At 74.8% G+C, this 16,100-nt stretch carries 15 protein-coding genes; 8 read left to right on the top strand and 7 right to left on the bottom strand.

Annotation, left to right across the window (positions count from 1 at the left end; translation table 11 throughout):
* Positions 1–182 precede the first annotated feature (182 nt).
* Complete coding sequence (locus ACWCP2_RS17530) at positions 183–1,271, top strand: phosphotransferase family protein (protein ID WP_450909472.1); 1,089 nt, start codon at positions 183–185, stop codon at positions 1,269–1,271.
* A gap of 16 nt (positions 1,272–1,287) precedes the next feature.
* Here ACWCP2_RS17530 and ACWCP2_RS17525 read toward each other — a convergent pair whose 3' ends face one another.
* The 3 genes from ACWCP2_RS17525 to ACWCP2_RS17515 all read right to left on the bottom strand — a co-directional run bounded on the left by ACWCP2_RS17525 (position 1,288) and on the right by ACWCP2_RS17515 (position 3,143).
* A complete protein-coding gene (locus ACWCP2_RS17525; RefSeq protein ID WP_450909471.1) occupies positions 1,288–2,043 on the bottom strand; it encodes a 4'-phosphopantetheinyl transferase family protein in 756 nt (251 codons plus the stop codon).
* 47 nt (positions 2,044–2,090) lie between these two features.
* On the bottom strand, positions 2,091–2,555 hold the full coding sequence (locus ACWCP2_RS17520) for an iron chaperone (protein ID WP_450909470.1): 465 nt from the start codon (positions 2,553–2,555) through the stop codon (positions 2,091–2,093).
* Positions 2,556–2,687: 132 nt separating this feature from the next.
* Positions 2,688–3,143 carry a carboxymuconolactone decarboxylase family protein gene (locus ACWCP2_RS17515; protein WP_450909469.1) on the bottom strand — a complete coding sequence of 152 codons (456 nt, stop codon included), beginning with the start codon at positions 3,141–3,143 and terminating at the stop codon, positions 2,688–2,690.
* A 218-nt stretch (positions 3,144–3,361) separates the two neighbouring features.
* On the opposite strand from ACWCP2_RS17515, the gene ACWCP2_RS17510 reads away from it, so the two are divergent.
* Positions 3,362–5,815, top strand: a complete 2,454-nt coding sequence (locus ACWCP2_RS17510) for an ATP-binding protein (protein WP_450909468.1) — start codon at positions 3,362–3,364, stop codon at positions 5,813–5,815.
* A gap of 98 nt (positions 5,816–5,913) precedes the next feature.
* Positions 5,914–6,129 (top strand): hypothetical protein, encoded by a 216-nt coding sequence (locus ACWCP2_RS17505; RefSeq protein WP_450909467.1) that lies wholly within the window; start codon positions 5,914–5,916, stop codon positions 6,127–6,129.
* Positions 6,130–6,161: 32 nt separating this feature from the next.
* Here the strand turns inward: ACWCP2_RS17505 and ACWCP2_RS17500 are convergent, their stop codons facing one another.
* Positions 6,162–7,364, bottom strand: coding sequence for an alpha/beta hydrolase (locus ACWCP2_RS17500; RefSeq protein ID WP_450909466.1), 1,203 nt, complete (start codon positions 7,362–7,364; stop codon positions 6,162–6,164).
* A gap of 351 nt (positions 7,365–7,715) precedes the next feature.
* Between ACWCP2_RS17500 and ACWCP2_RS17495 the strand changes: the two genes are divergently transcribed.
* Entirely contained in the window at positions 7,716–8,540 is an 825-nt protein-coding gene (locus ACWCP2_RS17495) for an inositol monophosphatase family protein (protein WP_450909465.1), read from the top strand.
* Between the two features lie 144 nt (positions 8,541–8,684).
* Positions 8,685–10,106, top strand: a complete 1,422-nt coding sequence (locus ACWCP2_RS17490; protein WP_450909464.1) for a phytoene desaturase family protein — start codon at positions 8,685–8,687, stop codon at positions 10,104–10,106.
* 40 nt (positions 10,107–10,146) lie between these two features.
* On the opposite strand, the gene ACWCP2_RS17485 is transcribed toward ACWCP2_RS17490, so the two are convergent.
* Positions 10,147–11,310, bottom strand: a complete 1,164-nt coding sequence (locus ACWCP2_RS17485; protein WP_450909463.1) for an FUSC family protein — start codon at positions 11,308–11,310, stop codon at positions 10,147–10,149.
* Positions 11,311–11,346: 36 nt separating this feature from the next.
* The gene (locus tag ACWCP2_RS17480) at positions 11,347–12,561 is read right to left on the bottom strand and encodes an anion permease (RefSeq protein WP_450909462.1); all 1,215 of its coding nucleotides are present in this window, start codon (positions 12,559–12,561) and stop codon (positions 11,347–11,349) included.
* Positions 12,562–12,879: 318 nt separating this feature from the next.
* Between ACWCP2_RS17480 and ACWCP2_RS17475 the strand changes: the two genes are divergently transcribed.
* The 3 genes from ACWCP2_RS17475 (at position 12,880) to ACWCP2_RS17465 (ending at position 15,575) form a co-directional block, all read left to right on the top strand.
* Positions 12,880–14,376, top strand: coding sequence for an MFS transporter (locus ACWCP2_RS17475; protein WP_450909461.1), 1,497 nt, complete (start codon positions 12,880–12,882; stop codon positions 14,374–14,376).
* Positions 14,377–14,386: 10 nt separating this feature from the next.
* On the top strand, positions 14,387–14,890 hold the full coding sequence (locus tag ACWCP2_RS17470) for a MarR family winged helix-turn-helix transcriptional regulator (RefSeq protein WP_450909460.1): 504 nt from the start codon (positions 14,387–14,389) through the stop codon (positions 14,888–14,890).
* A gap of 172 nt (positions 14,891–15,062) precedes the next feature.
* Positions 15,063–15,575 carry an O-acetyl-ADP-ribose deacetylase gene (locus ACWCP2_RS17465; RefSeq protein ID WP_450909459.1) on the top strand — a complete coding sequence of 171 codons (513 nt, stop codon included), beginning with the start codon at positions 15,063–15,065 and terminating at the stop codon, positions 15,573–15,575.
* Between the two features lie 18 nt (positions 15,576–15,593).
* Here the strand turns inward: ACWCP2_RS17465 and ACWCP2_RS17460 are convergent, their stop codons facing one another.
* On the bottom strand, positions 15,594–16,082 hold the full coding sequence (locus ACWCP2_RS17460) for an Lrp/AsnC family transcriptional regulator (RefSeq protein ID WP_450909458.1): 489 nt from the start codon (positions 16,080–16,082) through the stop codon (positions 15,594–15,596).
* Positions 16,083–16,100: the final 18 nt, after the last annotated feature.

The following is a 16,100-nucleotide window of genomic DNA, read 5'->3' as shown; positions in this document are numbered from 1 at the left end:
GCCCACCCCGTGAGGGAACGCCTTGGCGCAACCTCGCGGAATCCAGCCACGGTCCGCGCGGCCGATGTGTGTCCCGTACCGGGAAAACTCGCCCTTTCCTCCTACGAGTTGACCGCCGGTTTCTTGACCTCGCCCATGGGCGGGCGCTAGGTTCCCGCCAAGGGAGAGCGCTCTCCCGTGCGATGCGATCCGTTCCGGAGGACAAGGCCGAGAACGAGGCCGCGAACGAGGCCGAGGGCGACGGACCGCCCGCCGAGCGGAGGACACGCGCGATGAAGCGGACGCCGACCGACGAGCAGATCGCGCGCGCCGCCGCCCACGCCCGGGGCCCCGGCACCAGGGTGCTGGAGAGCCGGGAACTGGCGGGCGGCACCTTCAACTCCGTCCACCTGCTCACCCTGTCCGCACCACCCGGCGGGCGGCGGACCACGGCCGTACTCAAGGTCGGGCCCCCCAGCGGCACCCCCCTCATGACCTACGAGCACCAACTGATGCGCACGGAGGCCGAGTTCTACCGTCGCGCCGCGGCCGTACCGGGCCTGCCCGTGCCCGGAGTCATGGCCGCCGGCTTCGACCGGACCGCCGTCGACGGCGACTACCTCCTGATGACCCGCCTGCACGGCGAACCCTGGAACCGGCTGCGCCCCGGCATCGGCGCCGAGGACCAGACCAGGCTCCGCACCGACCTGGGCCGTCTCCTCCGCGCGCTCCACCGGGTGAGGGGTTCCTCCTTCGGCTACCCGTACGGGAATCCGCCGGCCGGCGCCGCGGCGAGCTGGCGGACCGCCTTCGAGGGCATGCTGGCCGACGTCTGCGCGGACGCCCGCCGCTTCAGGCCCCCACTGCCCGTCGACCCCGACGAGGTCCTCCGCCTCGTACGCACCCGGGGCCGGCTCCTCGACCGGGTGACGGCCCCCTCGCTGGTCCACTTCGACCTGTGGGAGGGCAACATCCTGCTCGCGGAACGGGACGGACGGCTGGAGATCACCGGCATCCTCGACGGCGAACGCTCCTTCTGGGGCGATCCGCTCGCCGACCTCGTCTCCACCGCGCTCTTCGACGACATCGCCCGGGACCCGGCCTTCCTGGCCGGCTACCGCCCCGCCCCGCTCACGCCCGACGAGCGCCGCCGGATCGCGATGTACCGCGCCTACCTGGCCCTGACCGTCCTCATCGAAGGCGTCCCCCGCGGCTACGACCCACAGGAGCGGGCGCCCCTCACCGCCCTGGCCGCCGACGACCTGCGTGCCGCCCTGGACCTCCTGCGGTAGGCCGTCGCCCCGGCGCTCACCGGCCCGTCGAAACCGTCCCCGGCACGGTCTCCGCCTGCGCCTCCGCTTCCGCCGGTGCCTCCGCGACCGCCGCCGTGAAGCCCGGGGGGACGGCCACGTTCGTCAGGGACCAGCCCTGCGGACCCATCGACGGGGTGTCGCCGGTGCCCACGTAGTCGAGGGCCAGGCCCCGGGCCAGCCCGATGCCCAGGCCCTTGAGGTACGCCTCCTTGCGGACCCAGACCCGGCCGAAGGCCGCGGGCCGCTCCTCCGGGGCCAGGGCCTCCAGCTCCGCGGCCTCCCGCGGGTGCAGCTGCCCGGCGAGCTCGGCCACGGCCGATGCCGCGGGCAGCGTCTCCACATCGGCCCCCACCGGCACCGGGCCCAGGGCGATCAGCGCGAGCCGGCCGCTGTGCGACAGGGAGAAGTGGACGGGCCCGTCCCCGGACACCGGCCGGCCGTGGGGGCCGCCGCAGGAGGGGCACGGCGCGCGGGTGATCCGTACGCGGCCCGGGGGAAGGTCCAGCCGGGACCCGAGCAGCACCCGCAGCGCCACGTGCGAGGCGACGTAGCGCCGCCGGTCCTCCTCGCGTTTGAAGGCGGCCGCCCGCTGCTGCTCGGCCGGGTCGAGGACCTCCTGGGCCAGCCGGGCGGCCGCGCGGTCCCGGTCGTCGGTGTCGACCAGCCACACGGCCGTGGAGGCGGCCGGCGGGGGCGGTTGCACGGCGGACGGGAACGGCGCACCGATCGTGAGGACATGGGGCGTGAGCACGATCGATCGGTCTCCTGAGTCGTTGCCGGTGGTCGGCAGGCCGGACCTCAGTGTGCCGCGTTCTGCACCAGCGTGGCGATCAGGGCCTCGTCCGCCGCCGTGAGCCGCGGCAGCGCGAAGGAGGTCGGCCACATGGAGCCCTCGTCGAGGTGCGCCTGATCGCTGAAGCCGAGCGTCGCGTAGCGCGCCTTGAACTTCTCGGCGCTCTGGAAGAAGCAGACCACCTTGCCGTCCCGGGCGTACGCGGGCATCCCGTACCAGAGCTTCGGCGCGAGGCCGGGCGCGCTCGCCTTGACGACGGCGTGGATCCGCTCCGCCATGACCCGGTCGGAGTCCTGCATGTCGGCGATCTTCGCGACCACGGCGGCTTCCTCCTCCGCCGCCTTGTCGGCGCGTGATCCCCGGCGTGCGGACGCCGCCTTCAGTTCCTTGGCGTGCTCCTTCATCGCGGAGCGCTCCTCGTCCGTGAATCCGTCGAACGTGCTCTGCGCGGGCTTGCGGGTGGTGGCCATGGCGGTGTTCCTCACGGGAGTCGGGGAGGCGGGGAGTTGGGGAGTCTGGGAGTCGGCGTGACGGTGTGCCGGTGTGCCGGGCTGGGCCGTCCAACCAGTGGGGGCCGGGGCGGCCCGGGCGGGCCGGGCCCGTCAGCCCCAGGCGCCGGCGATCTGGCGGGTCGTGGCGTTGAGCCGGTTGAAGAGGTTCGTGACGCCGATCATCAGGACGAGCGCGGCGAGCTGCTTCTCGTCGAAGTAGGTGGCGGCCGTGTCCCAGACCTCGTCGCTCACCGCGTCGGGACGGTCGGCCAGCCGGGTCGCGGCCTCGGCCAGCAGCAGGGCCGCCCGCTCCTCCTCGGTGAAGTACGGGGTCTCGCGCCAGACGGCGACCGTGGCCAGCCGCTCCTCGCTCACCCCGGCCTTGCGGGCCGCCTTGGCGCCGCTGTCGACGCAGGAGCTGCAGTTGTTGATCTGGCTCACCCGCAGGTGCACCAGCTCCAGCGTCTGCCCGTCCACCCCGCCGGTGTGCACGGCCTTGAAGATCTCCTGGATGGGCTGCATCGCGCCGGACAGGACGACGGCGGGGTTCTTCATGCGGGACTGCATCTCGGTGTGCTCCTCTGCTGGTCTTCCGGTGTTCCGGTCCTCCGGTTTCCCGGCCTTCCGGTTCCCCCCTCGGGGTGTGACTCCATAACAGCCGCAGCGGCCCGCGGCGGCGATGCCGGTGGGACACCCTGGGACAGGCGGAACATCCTTGACCAGCGAAGATGCGGCCCCGGATAATTCGGGCGCGGCGGGACAGGGATACGGGGGGAACCGTGGACATGGAACGGCGGACGGCCGGGGCCGACCCGCAGGACGAGCTGGCCGCACGGCTGCGTGCGCTCCAGGAGCTGTCCGGGCTGGGCGTACGGGCCCTCGCGCGGGACGTGGGACTGAGCTCCTCCTCGCTCTCGCGCTACCTGAGCGGCCGGACGGCGCCGCCCTGGACCGCGGTGGTCGCCCTCTGCCGACGGGTCAAACGCGACCCCCGCCCGCTGCGCCCCCTCTGGGAGCGGGGGGCCTCCAACCCGCTGCCGGCGCCCCCGAAGGCCAGCCGGCAGGTCCAGCCGAGGCCCCGTAACGATCTGCCGCGCGACGCCGCCGACTTCACCGGACGCGAGGCCCAACTCGCTGCCGTACTCGACGCGGTGGCCAGTCACCGGGGCGTCGCCGTCGACGGCATGGCGGGCGTGGGCAAGACCTGCCTCGCGGTGCACGCCGCGCACCGGCTGGCCGCCGACTACCCGGACGCCCAGCTCTACGTGGACCTGCACGGATTCACCGAGGGCCGGGACCCCCTCGATCCCGACTCGGCGCTGCGGATGCTGCTCGGGGCGCTCGACGTGCCGTCCGAGAGGGTGCCGCAGGAGGGCCTCGAACAGCTGGCGGCCTGCTGGCGCGCCGAACTGGCGGGCCGGCGCGCCCTCGTGGTCATCGACAACGCGGCCGACGCGGAGCAGGTCCGCCCGCTGCTGCCCGGCGCCGGCGATTCCGTCGTGCTGATCACGAGCCGCAACCGGCTGGTGGGACTGGACGAGGTGCCCCCGGTGTCGCTGGAGGTGCTCGGCCCGCTGGAGAGCGCCGAACTGCTCGCCCGGGCCAGCGGGGACTCCGGCGGCCCCGAGGGCCGCCTCGCCCGCGAACCGGATGCCGCCGCCGAGGTGCTGCGGCTGTGCGGCCACCTGCCGCTGGCCCTGCGGCTGGCCGCGGCCCGGCTGCGGCACCGGCCGGGCTGGACGGTGGGCATCCTCGTGGAGCGGCTCGCGGAGGGTGCGAGCGAGTTCGACACCGCCTTCGCCATGTCCGTACGCCAACTCGACCGGGGCCAGGCCCGGTTGTTCCGGACCCTGGGTCTGCTGCCCGGCGGCTCCTTCGACGCGTACGCGGCCGCGGCGCTGGCGGACGTACCGCTGCGCGACGCCCGGGAGATGCTGGAGGACCTGGTCGACGCGCACCTGGTCCAGCAGCCGACGGCGGGCCGCTACCGGCTGCACGACCTGGTGCACCAGCACGCACGGGGCGCCTGGGCGCGGCAGGACTCCCCGGCCGAACGGGAGCGTGCGCTGGGCCGTTTCCTCGACTACTTCGTGCACGCGGCCGCCGCGGCCGACGCCGCGATGCCGGTGCTCTCGCCGGGACGGCCGCCCTCGGCGGGCCTGCCCCCGGCCGCGCTGCCGCGGTTCACCGACAAGCACGCGGCCTGCGCCTGGCTCGCCTCGGAGTACGAGACGATGATCGCCGCCTTCGAGACGGCCGTCGCCGTCGGGGCGGACGCGCACGTGTGCGAGCTGCCGCGGTTCCTGCGGGCGTACTTCGCACGGCGCTGCGGTACGACCCACCTCAACCACCTCTTCGAACGCTCACTGGCCGCCGCCGAACGCCTGGGAGACCCGCTGCGCCTGGCGGAGGCCTACAGCGACCTGGGCTTCGCGCGCTACAACGCGGGCCGGATGGCCGAGGCCGAGACCGCGTACGAGGCGGCCGGGGTACGGGCGGCCCAGGCGGGGGACGTCCGCTCGGAAGCCGAACTGGCCCTGCGCCGCGGCTATCTGAGCTGGGACCGGGGGAGCGCCGGGGAGCCGCTCGCACTGTTCCGGCTGGCGGGGAAGCTGTACGGCGAAGCCGGCCTCCCGGCGGGCGCGGCGCACGCGGCCGCCGCGGAGGCCTGGGCGCTGCTCCAGCTGGGAGAGCACGAGGAAGCCGCGCGCCGGGCCCACGACGTGCTGGAGGTGTCCCACCCGGACCCGGCGTGGCCGCCCGCCCTGACGGCCCGCATCACCCTCGGCGTGGCCATCGCGCAGGAGCGGCCCGAGGAGGCGTCGCAGCACCTGCGCCGGGCGCTGGCCCTGGCCCGCGAGGACGGGCACGTGAACAACGAGGCGTGGTCCCTCAACTGCCTGGGCGTCGCGCTGCGCCGGATGGGCCGGTACGACGAGGCCCTGGCCAGCCACCGCGAGGCGTTCGCGCTGCTGGACGAGCTGTTCGAGGAGCACTGGAAGGTCCGCTTCCTGGGCGGCTACGCCGAGACCTGCCGGCTCGCCGGACTGCCCGAGGAGGCCCTGCGGCTGCACCGGCGGACGCTGGAGCTGGCCCCCGCGCTCGGCTGCCGGCACGAGGAGGCGCTGGCGCACGAGGGGATCGCGGCCCTCCTCGACGGCACGGACCCGGCCGCGGCCGCCGGGCACCGCACGGCGGGGCGCTCGCTCCGGGAGGAGCTCGCCGCCGCGGCGTGCTGACCGGATCGTCCCGATGCTGTTGCAGGACTCCGGGCGGGCCTGACAGCCTGATTCCGAGCCGGCCCGACCAGCGGCCGGCCGGACCCGGGGGGACCACCATGAACACCAGAGCCGCCGCCATGGCCGCCGCCACCGCCACGGCCGCTTTCGCCCTGGCCGTGCTGGGCGCGGGCCCGGCCCTCGCGGACAACCACAGCACCGTGGCACCGCACGGCACCGTCGGGACGCTCGGCGCGCAGGGCCCGCAGTACCTCCAGGGCGACCAGGGCGACCAGGGCCCGGAGTCCCTCACCGGCGGCGACTTCGCGCACTAGACGGCCGGTCCCGGCGGGCCTGTCACGGAGGGTTACGGCGTCTCCGGCCCCCAGCCGTTGGGGCAGGGGGCAGAGGGGGGAGAGACGGCAGGTGTGCTCGGGGCCTGCGGGGCGGGGCCGTAGGCGTAGGCCACGAAGTCCTTGAGCTCCGGGCCCCAGTAGGGCCACGCGTGGTCGCCCGCGCCCCGGCAGTAGCGGTGGGTGACCGCGCGGTCCTTCAGGTCCTGGTGGAGCGCCGCGGTCATCGCGCCGATCTCCTTCTCCCCCGTACCGCCCGTGCCCCCCGCGTACAGGGCCAACTTCCCGCCGTACGAGGCGTACTTGCCGTCGAGCGCCAGGTTGACCGGGTTCTGCCCCGGCCAGGTGCTCGGCGGGCCGAAGACCGTGGCCATCCGGTACGGGGTGTCGCCGGTCACCCGGAACGTCCCGTCGAACAGGCCGGTCCACAGGATCGAAGCCCCCACCGTCCAGGTGGAGTTGGCGATGATGCTCTGCGCGCCCGGGTCGTAGATGTCCGTACCGGGGGAGAAGGCGCCGACGGCGGAGAACAGCTCCGGGTGGCGGCCGGCGTAGCGCAGGGCCCCGTAGCCGCCCATCGAGACGCCGGCGATCGCGCGCCCGGAGGCCGCTCGCACGGTGTTGAAGTTGGCGTCGATCCACGGGACCAGCTGCTGGATGTGGAAGGTCTCCCACTGCGGGGCGAAGAAGCCGTCCGTGTGCCCGGGCCAGTCGCTGTACCAGCCGGCCTTGCCGCCCTCCGGCATCACGACGATGCCCTTGAAGGCGGAGTCCTTCAGGTTCGCCGTGACATTGCCCTCGTCGGTCTTCGACCACTGCTCCACGTCGCCCGTGCCCCCGTGCAGCAGGTACAGCACGGGGTAGGGGTGCGCCGGGTCCCGCTGGTAGTCCTCCGGCAGCAGGACGCGTACCCGCACCGGCACCTGGACCGGATCGATCGAGGGGGTGCCGCCGTGCGCGGCGAAGACGGCGGCGGAGGTCACGGAGGCGTCGCCCATGCGTTCACTCTGTCCCGCGGCCACCGACCAGGTGCGCAGGGTCAGCCCGGCCGCGTTCGGCGCGGGCAGCGAGGGCAGGACGGACGCGGCGCCCACGGGGGCGGCGGGCGCGGTGACCACGAGCACGGCCGCGGCGGTGGCGGCGGTCGCGAGCAGGGCTGCTGCGCGGCGCAGGGGGAGCGGGAGGAGGGTGCGGGAGGAGGGGGCGGGGCGGCGCATGAGGGCTCCCAGACGGTGGTGTGGGGGAGGGGGGAGGGCCGGGCCCGGCCGGTGTAGCACGGGCGGCCGGAACCCACCAGGAGGCGGACCGGGTTCCGGTCCCCGCGGACCGGTCCGCACCTGTCCCGCGCCCCACCGGCCCCCGCCCGCCCCGCCCTCCCCACTCTCGCCGGCCCTCACCGCCCGCCCCTGCCCTCACCGCCCGCTGCCGACCGGTGCCGGACCGTATCCACCCGTGTCTCCGTCCCCTCTCTCCCCCCGGGGAGGCGTTCACCCGCGGTCCACCCGGGGGCCTGCCGCCCGCCGGGTCCGGCGGTGGGGTTTGTCAGCCGGGCGTGCTTTGCTGGAGGCATGATCGATGAATTCCTCGCCCGGAACCTGCCCGACGTCGACGAAGCCGTGCGCAAGGCGGCGGCGATCGAGATCATGCCGAGATTCCGCCAGCTCGCGGACCACGAGGTGGACCAGAAGAGCGGCCCGCACGACCTGGTGACCGACGCCGACCGCAAGGCCGAGGAGTACCTCACGGCGGCCCTGACCCGGCTGCTGCCCGGCTCCGCGGTGGTGGGCGAGGAGGCGGTGCACGCCGACCCCGGGGTGTACGGGGCGCTGCGCGGCGACGCCCCGGTGTGGATCGTCGACCCCGTCGACGGGACCCGGCAGTTCGTGCACGGGGAGGCGGCGTTCTGCACCCTGGTCGCGCTCGCGCACCGCGGGGAGCTCCTCGCCTCCTGGACCTTCGCCCCGGCGCTGGAGGAGATGGCCACCGCCGTGCGCGGACAGGGCGCGTACGTCAACGGCGAGCGGATCCTGAGCGGTTCGCCGCGGCCCGGCGCCGAGCTGCGGGTCGCGACCGCGCACCCGCTGTACACCACCGAGGAGGAACGGCGCGTCCTGGCGCGCCTCGACGTACCCGGGGTGACCTCGCGGGCCTGCGGTTCCGCGGGCCTGGAGTACCTGAAGGTCGCCCGGGGGGAAATGGACGGCCTGGCCTTCAACTGGCCCTCCGCATGGGACCACGCGGCCGGGCTGCTGCTGGTCGCCGAGGCGGGCGGTGCCCAGAGCACCGTCGACGGGGTCCCCTTCCGGGTGGACCGCGACAACGCCCTGCCGTTCGCGGTCGGCCGCGACGAGGCCACGGCCATACGGATCCGGGAGCTGCTGCGGGGCGTGTGACGCACGGGCCCGGCCCGCGCCCGGCACCCGGCCGGACCCGCGGGCTGAGCCCAGGGCGAACGGAGTGGGCGCGGATCGCGAAGCCGCCCATGGACAGGCGCAATACCCTGGGGGCGGTGCCGCCGCCGGACGAAGGAGTCGCAAGTGCCGTCGATCCTCGATGCGGTCGTGGTGGGGGCCGGGCCCAACGGGCTGACGGCCGCCGTTGAACTGGCCCGGCGCGGCTTCTCCGTGGCCGTCTTCGAAGCCGCGGACACCGTCGGCGGCGGGGCCCGGACCGAGGAGCTCACCCTCCCCGGCTTCCGGCACGACCCCTGCTCCGCGGTGCACCCGCTCGGCGCCGGCTCCCCGGTCTTCTCCACCATGCCCCTCGAGCGGTACGGGCTGGAGTGGCTGCACGCCCCGCTGCCCATGGCGCACCCCTTCGACGACGGCACCGCGGCCGTGCTCTCCCGCTCCGTCGCGCAGACGGCCGCGTCCTTCGGGCCGCGCGACGCGGGCACGTACCGGCGGCTGGTGGAGCCGTTCCTCGGCAAGTGGGACACCCTGGCCCGCGACTTCATGTCGCTGCCGGACACCGCGCTGCCCCGTGACCCGCTCACCCTCGCCCGCTTCGGGCTGGCCGGGCTGCCGCCCTCCACCTGGCTGCTGAGCCGCTTCCGCGACGACCGTGCCCGCGCCCTGTTCGCCGGTCTCGTCGCGCACGTCATCGCCCCGCTCGGCGGGATCGCGACCAGCGCCGTCGGCCTGGTCTTCGCCCTCGCCGCCCACGCGAACGGCTGGCCGATGCCGCGCGGCGGCTCGCAGTCGGTCTCCGACGCCCTCGCCGGATACCTGCGCGACCTCGGCGGAACCGTGCACACCGGGTTCGAGGTCAAGCGGCTCGACGACCTGCCGCCGGCCCGGGCGTACGTCTTCGACACCTCCCCGACCGCGCTGGCCCGCATCGCCGGCCTGGGCCGGGTGTACGACGGCTACCGCTACGGGGCCTCCGTGTTCAAGCTGGACTACGCCTTGGACGGCCCCGTCCCCTGGACCGCCGAGGAGCCGCGCCGGGCCGGCACCGTCCAGATCGGTCCGCGCACCCGCGACATCGACGCGGCCCTGCAACTGGCCTCCGGCGGGCGGGTCCCGCGCACCCCCTTCCTGATCGCCGCCCAGCCCAGCCTGGCCGACCCGGGCCGGGCGCCCGAGGGCAAGCACACCTTCTGGGTGTACGGGCACGTACCGGCGGGCTGGGGCGGCGACCTCACCGAAGCCGTCGAACGCCAACTGGAGCGCTTCGCACCCGGGTTCCGCGATCTGGTGCTCGCCCGCGCCACGGCCGGCCCGCCGCAGCTCGCCGCCCGCAACCCGAACTACGTCGGCGGCGACATCGCCTGCGGAGCCGCCTCCGGGCTCCAGCTCCTGCTGCGCCCCAGGCTCACCCTGTCCCCGTACAACACGCCGCACCCGGCGGTGTTCCTGTGCTCCTCGGCCACCCCGCCCGGCCCCGGAGTGCACGGCATGTCGGGCCACAACGCGGCCAAGGCCGTCTGGCGCCACCTGCGGGCGAAGGGCGCGTAGGGGCGCCTGGAGACGGTTCGCGATCAGCCGGCGTCCGCGGCTACCCGAAAGCGGCCTTGTGGGGGCCGATCGAAGGGTCGAGTTCGTGGAGCATCTTCCGGGCGTCCTCCAGGATCCCGGCGGTGCACAGGACCCGCCAGTCCGCGTAGGCGGGGGACTGCGCCAGCGCGGTCCGCAGGAAGCCGGTCTCGGCCTCGCCCAGCAGCCCCGCCAGGCGGGCCCGTACTTCGGGCGGGGGAGCGTCCTCCCGTACGTGTACGTCGGCCAGGTCGCCCAGCATCGCGGCGAGCGAGGCCAGCACCCCGTCCAGCCCGGCCGGGGCGTCGGCCCGCAGGGGCAGCAGGTGCGCGTCGTGCTGCGCCCAGTGCAGGGCGGGCGGGCGGCCTTCGCGGAAGGTCAGGTTGTACAGGCCGCGGGTGATCCCCCGGACCTGATGCCCGACGTGGTCCAGGCACTGGGTGGCCTCGGCGAGCCGGTCCAGACGGGGCCGCGCGAGCCGGCCGCGCGGCCGCCAGCGGATCGCGTCCTCGGCCTCGCGGACGGCCTGGCGCACCGTGTCGAGCTCCTTGGACAGCGAGCGGGCCCGCCGGACCCAGTCCCCGGTGCGCGCGGCCCAGTCCTCCTCGGCCAGGCCCCGGGCGATCTCGGTCAGCAGCGCGGCCATCTGCCGGTTCAGCCGGGCCAGTTCCTCGCCCGCCCGGCGGGTGAATCCGGGAGCGGGCAGCGCGAGCCCGATGCACGTGCCGACGAGCACCCCGATGACGTTGTCCTCCAGCCGCGAGGCCCCGTACCCGAAGCTGGTGGCGGCGCCCATCACGAGCACCCCGGTGATGGCGATCTGGTGCATCTGCGAACCGAGGTTCATCGCGCGTCCCGCGTACATGCCGACGAGGACCACGAGGAAGACGCTCACCGTGTTCGTCCCGATGGTGGCGGTGGCCGTTACGCCGAGCAGGAAGCCGAACAGGATGCCGGCCGCCCGCTGCAGGCTCTTGCGCGCGGTGGCGAAGGGCGTGGTCTGTGCGGCCAGCACGGCGCCGACGGGGGCGAGCGAGGCCGAATCGGAGTGCAGCAGCACGGCGGCGATCCACCAGGAGAGTCCCGCCGCGATCGCGGCGCGCACGACCATGCTTCCGTCACCGAAGCCGGCGGTCATCCGGGACCGCAGGCCGTCCGCCGCCGACGTCTTGCCCGATACCTTCACTTTGGGGACCTTACGTCACACGATGCGGAGCCGGGCTCAGGCGCTGATGCCGGCGGGGGCGGGGGCGGGGGCGGGGGTAGGGGCAGGGGCCGCGGCCGTCTCCGGCGCGACGCTCCGTGCGGTGACGGCCGTACGGCGGGACCGGGCCCAGAACGCGAGGGTCGCGCACAGCAGCAGGGCGGCCGTGGTGTCCTGCCCCCAGGCGCCCCGCTCCGTGAGCAGGACCGCCAGGGCGGCCACGAGCCCCGCCGCGGGCAGTGTCAGGACCCAGGACACGAGCATGGCCCGCACGGTCGTGCGGCTCAGGACCCCGCCCGGGGTCGCGAGTCCGGCTCCGGAGACGCTGCCGGTGACGGCGTGCGTGGTCGACACCGCGAAGCCCAGGTGGGAGGCGGTCAGCAGGACGGCCGCCGCGCTCGTCTGGGCCGTGCAGCCCTGCCGCGGGCCGAGCCGGGTCAGGCCCGTGCCGAGCGTGCGGATGATGCGCCAGCCGCCCGTGTAGGTGCCCAGCGCCATCGTGAGCCCCGCGGCGACGACGACCCACAGCGGGGGCCCGGATCCGGCGGGCAGGGAGCCCGCCGTGACCAGCGTCAGCGTGATCACGCCCATGGTCTTCTGCCCGTCGCCCGTGCCGTGCGCCAGGGACACCAGGGCGGCCGCGAGCACCTGCCCGGCGCGGGCACCGCGGCCGCTCCCCGCACCCGCTCCCGTACTGGAGCCCGCTCCCGTACCGGCTCCCGCGCCGTCCGGGCCGCGCACTGCTCCGCCCAGCCGGCCGGCCGTGCGCGTGGCCGCGTACGCCACGAGTCCGCCGATCAGCGGAGACAGTGCGGCGGGGACGAGGATCTTGCCGACCACGGCCATCCCGTTGACCCCCTGGAATCCCACCGAGGCGACGGTGGCGCCGATCAGCCCGCCCACGAGGGCGTGCGAGGAACTGCTGGGAATTCCGAGGAGCCAGGTCACCAGATTCCACAGAATGGCCCCCGTCAGGGCCGCGAGGATCACCGGCGGACGTATTCCGGCGTGCTCGTCGATGATCCCCCCGGAAATCGTCTTGGCGACCGCCACCGAGACGAAGGCACCCGCGAGATTGCACACCGCCGACAGGGCCACGGCGACCTTGGGGCGCAGCGCGCCGGTGGCGATGGCGGTGGCCACGGCGTTCGCCGTGTCGTGGAACCCGTTGGTGAAGTCGAAGAGCAGGGCCACCGCGATGGTGATCGCGATGAGCGTCGTGGAGGAGTCCATGAGTGCGCGTCTCTGCGAGTGGAGTGGGAACGTCTGAACCTTAGGCTCGCAGGACCGGCCGGACCGGCCTCCCGGGTAAACGGAGAACGAATAAAGCGGCGCTAAGTATAGAGGCGCAAAAATGCCGGGAAAATTGGCAAAGAATTCCCTCCGGGATTCCCGGGACCGCCCTTGTGTGACGGGCCTCGCGGTCTTTCGTCCCGTGCGGTCCGGGTCCTTCCGTCTTTTCTTTCCGGGGGTTTTCCTTTCCGGCGGAGATGCATCGGTGTTCGATGTAATCTCGGAAGGTGGGGGCCGGGCCGGAAGGAGCCCCCGCGCATGTCGTTCCCGTTCCCGTTCCCGTCCGTGTCCGCCCTGCCCGCCCTCCTCCTGCGGGAGCGGGCCCGGCCCGCCTGGGTGCGCTCGCGCCCCGGCGCCTGGCGGCCGGCGGTGGCCACCGTCTGCTTCGGCGCCTTCATGGGCCAGCTCGACGCCAGCATCGTGACCATGACCTATCCCGGGGTACGGGCCGATTTCGGGGTCCCCCTCGCGGGCGTCGAATGGGTCTCGCTGGCCTATCTGCTCACCCTCGTGGCCCTGTTGGTGCCCGTGGGCCGGCTCTCCGACGCCCACGGCCGCAAACTCTCCTACCTCTACGGCTTCGCGCTCTTCACCGCGGCTTCCGCGGCCTGCGGCTTCGCCCCGACCCTCCTCGCCCTCATCGGGTTCCGGGTGGTCCAGGCCGTGGGCGCGGCCATGCTCCAGGCCAACAGCGTCGCCCTGGTGAAGACCGGCACGCCCGCCGCCCGGCTGCGGACCGCGCTCGGCGTACAGGCCGCCGCCCAGGCCCTCGGACTGGCGCTCGGCCCCACCGTCGGCGCCGCGCTCGTGGCCGGGCCCGGCTGGCGCTGGACCTACTGGATCAACGTGCCCGTCGGGCTGATCGCCCTGGCCGCCGGGCACTACCTGCTCCCGCGCACCCGCGACCGGGCTCCCGTACGCCGCTTCGACCGGGCCGGGGTCCTGTGGCTCGCCACCGCCACCGCCGCCCTGCTGGTCGCGCTCAGCTCCCTGTCGGGGCTCCACGTGCCCGGCGGGACGGGGCCGGCCGCCGGCGCGGTCGCCCTCGCGGCCACCGCCGCACTCGTCCGCCAGGAGCGGCGCGCCCCGGCGCCCCTGATCGACCCGGCGCTGCTGCGGATCCCCGGGATCCGGGGCGGGCTCGTGGCGGCGCTGTGCGGATACCTCGTCCTGTTCGGCCCCCTGGTGCTGGTGCCCGTACTGCTCCTCGGGTCCGGGCACGGCGTGCTCGTCGCCGGAACGGTCCTCACCGCCCTGCCCGCCGGGTTCGCGCTCGTCGCGGTGGGCGGCGACCGGGCCCTGCCCGCCTCCGTCACCGACCGGGCGCGCTGCCGGTACGGAGCCGCGCTGACGGGCTGCGCCCTGGCCGCACCGCTCCTCGTGGCGCCCGCGCCCGTACCGCTCGGCTGCGCGCTCGGCGTACTCGGCCTGGGCCTCGGCCTGTTCGCCCCCGCCAACAACGCCCTCGTGATGCGGGCGGTGCCCGAGGAGGCTCCGGGCACCGGCGGCGGCCTGATCAACATGGCCCGCGGGCTCGGTACCGCGATCGGCGTCGCCCTCGTCACCCTGGCCCTGCACACGGGCGCCGGCGGCGGGCGCCTCGCCGTGCTGATCCTGCTGGCCGCGGCCCTCGCCATGGCCGCCGCTGGGTCCGGGAGGGGGCCCGGGAGGGGGCCTGGGAGGGGGCCTGGGAAAGGGGCCGGGAGGGCCCCGGGAGCCGTGCCGTCCCCGGCCGCGGCGGCGCAGCGCGAGTAGCGTGGTCCGTATGGCACCCATGCCGGGCACGCCCGGCGCCTCCGACGCGCGGCCCGGCGCGGGCTCCCCCGACGCCCGGGAGCTGACCGCCGCCGTCACCCGCCTGCGCCGCGCACTGCGCGCCTCGATCCGTACGGAGTACCCCTGGGAGCAGCTCCCCATGGCCCAGGTGGAACTCCTCCAGGTCTGCGTCGAGCACTCCCCGGTCCGCGTCAGCGAACTCGCCGCCCGCCAGCGCCTCGCCCAGTCCACGGTGAGCGGACTCGTCGCCACGATGGCCACGAACGGGCTGGTGACCCGCGCGGTGGACAGCGAGGACCGGCGCGCCGCGGCCGTCAGCGCCACCGACGCCGGCCGGCTGCGGCTGGCCTCCTGGACCCGCGCCCACGAACGCCGCCTGGAACAGGCGCTGACGGCCCTGCCTGACGCCGACCGCGAGGCGCTCCGCGCGGCCCTGCCGGCCCTGGCTCGCCTCGCCGCCCGCCTGGAGGACGGCGACGGCGAGGCCGGGTAGGGGCATGCGGCGCGGGGCGGTTCGGGTTCCCCAAGCCGCCCCGAAGCGAGGGAGCTTCGACGTTTCCTCGGCCCGTCGCGGTAGGCCTCGTACCGTTCGCCGGCCGGCTGCGCCGGTACCCCTGCCCGGCCCGAGCCGCGTACCGTCCCGCGAGATACGAGAAGGGAATCCGATGCCGCGCATCACGCTCGTCCAGGGCGACATCACCGCCGAGGAGGCCGACGCGGTGGTCAACGCCGCGAACTCCTCGCTCCTCGGCGGCGGCGGGGTCGACGGGGCCATCCACCGGCGCGGAGGCCCGGAGATCCTCGCGGCCTGCGAGGACCTGCGGCGCTCCCACTACGGCAAGGGCCTGCCGACGGGCCGCGCCGTCGCCACCACGGCCGGCAGGCTCCCGGCGGAGCACGTGATCCACACGGTCGGACCGGTCTGGTCGCGCGAGGAGGACCGCTCGGAACTGCTGGCCTCCTGCTACCGGGAGTCGCTGCGGGTCGCCGACGAGCTGGGAGCCCGTACGGTCGCCTTCCCCGCGATCTCCACCGGCATCTACGGCTGGCCGATGGACGACGGGGCGCGGATCGCGGTGGAAACCGTACGGGCGGCCCGGACCGGGGTGGAGGAGGTGCGGTTCGTCCTCTTCGACGAGCGCGCCTACGCGGCCTTCGCGGCAGCGGTGGACGCCTGAGGGGGCGGCCCGACCGGCTCAGGAAGCCGGTGATCGCCTCGAAGGGCCCGGGGCGGGCCGCGGGTACGTCCGGGACTGCTTGACGCTGCCGTACGCGAAGCTCGACTCGATCGAGGCGATCCCGGGGATGGCGTGGATCCGGTGGCGCACCAGGGCTTCGTAGGCTTCGAGGTCCTCGATGACGACGCGGAGCAGGTAGTCACTGCTGCCCGCCATCAGGTAGCAGTCCTGGATGTGCTCGATGACCGCGACGTGCTCCTCGAACAGCCGCACCGCTTCCGCCGTGTGGCGTTCGAGGCGGATCCGGACGAACACGGTGACCGGGAGCCCGAAGGCGACCTGGTCGACCATGGCGGTGTAGCCGCGGATGAGGCCCGCTTCCTCCAGGCGCCGGACCCGGCGCAGGCAGGGCGACGGGGAGAGCCGGACGCGGTCGGCCAGATCCTGGTTCGACAGGCGCCCGTCGGCCTGCAATTCCCTGATGATCTGCAGATCCACTGCGTCCACGGGTCACTCCTTGGCAGA

It is taken from the genome of Streptomyces sp. NPDC002104, assembly GCF_053593795.1.
The sequence above is the reverse complement of the archived record's forward strand: the minus strand, read 5'-3'. Positions and strand labels throughout refer to the sequence as shown.